This is a genomic window from Comamonas sp. B-9 (assembly GCF_000410635.1).
Classification (GTDB): Bacteria; Pseudomonadota; Gammaproteobacteria; order Burkholderiales; family Burkholderiaceae_C; genus Comamonas.
Genome location: NZ_KE148568.1, coordinates 5080 through 6359 on the forward strand (window position 1 = coordinate 5080; position 1280 = coordinate 6359).

Here is a 1280-nt window from a genome sequence, read left to right on the forward strand (position 1 = left end):
AGCTGTCCTTCTACCAGGATGGCCCTGTGCGCCAGTCCAGTGCCGCCGACAAGGCTGCGGGCCGCCCCACGCCACAGCAGCAGGACAAGGTCTTGCTCGACCAGCTCTACCAATGCCGCATGACGGCGGCCACCGAGATGCTGCGCAAGGAGCTGGCCAAGATCGGCAGCAAGGGCAAGATTCTGGTGCTGACCGAGTCGAGCAACAACGGCGTGCTGGAGTTCGATGCCCGGCAGAACATCGAAAAAGGCCAGCCCGAGCGCCTCGTCGAATCCCGGGTGCTGGATGAGGTGCAGCGTGGCCTGGAGTTCTACCAGGCCCAGCGCAAAAAGGGAGACGTTGCGGTGCTGGAGTTCTTCACCTTCGACAACACCTTTGACAAGACCATCCAGCTGGACATCGGTGGTTTTGTCGACATGCCCGCCGTCAAAAAGCTGATCTTTGACAGCGCGCAGCGCGAGATGTGCCAAAGCGGCGTCACCGCCGCCTGCCAGCAGCGCTGAGCATGGCCAAGGCTGAGCCGCTGCAGCTGCTGGCCCTGGCTGCAGGCATCTACCTGCTGCTGGAAGCCAGCTTTCATGGCATGGCCTGGCTGCTCGCCCGCATCATTGAGCGCGAGGCGCGGCGCCAAGGCCAACTGACCGAGCCCAGCCCTGCGCATTGGCGTGCCATCTTCTACCGCTTGTTTGCGGTGCTGGCCGTGCTGATGATGAGCCATTGGTTCAGCCTGAGCCTGAACTGGCCCCACACGCAGCCCTGGCAGCAGTGGCTGCTGGGTGCTGTCATCATCGCCACCGTGCTGTCGGTGGTGATGCTCAGCGACGCCGCCATCATCCAAAAGCTCAAGAAGGACAGCCAGCCGCACTTCAGCAATATGCAGGAGATGGGGCTGCTCTACATCCTGCGCCACTTGCCGTCGCACCGGCCGTGGTACTTCAGCGCGGCCTCCCTGCCACTGGCCCGGCGCCTGAACGGAGGCATCAGCCTGCTGGCCTTCTTGCTGCTGTACCTGGATTTGCGCTTCTACCAAGGGGGCTGATACAGTGCCTGCCATGTTCCAACCCCCATTGCCACGGCCATGTACCTGCGCCCTGCCTACCGCCGGCTGATCTGGCTGGCCCTGGTGGCGGCCTGCGCTGTCGCCGTGTACGCCTGGCGTGGCCCGGCGCTCATCGGTGATGCCGAGCAGGCCGCCAGCGGGCTGTGGCGCAAGGCCTCGTCTCCTCCTCCACCCAGCGCCGAAGAGCAGCAACGCAGCCAGGCGCGGCGCGCGGCGCCCG

The 1280-nt window shown here is 64.9% G+C and carries 3 protein-coding genes; all 3 read left to right on the forward strand.

What is annotated here, in order from left to right:
- Positions 1 to 503: hypothetical protein (locus H928_RS27445; protein WP_043339833.1), on the forward strand; the 503-nt coding region annotated here is incomplete at its 5' end.
- A 2-nt stretch (positions 504 to 505) separates the two neighbouring features.
- Positions 506 to 1039, forward strand: a complete 534-nt coding sequence (locus tag H928_RS0112125; RefSeq protein WP_021026751.1) for a hypothetical protein — start codon at positions 506 to 508, stop codon at positions 1037 to 1039.
- Positions 1040 to 1078: 39 nt separating this feature from the next.
- Positions 1079 to 1280, forward strand: a 202-nt coding sequence (locus tag H928_RS0112130; RefSeq protein WP_027010880.1) for a hypothetical protein, incomplete at its 3' end; no start/stop codon positions are given.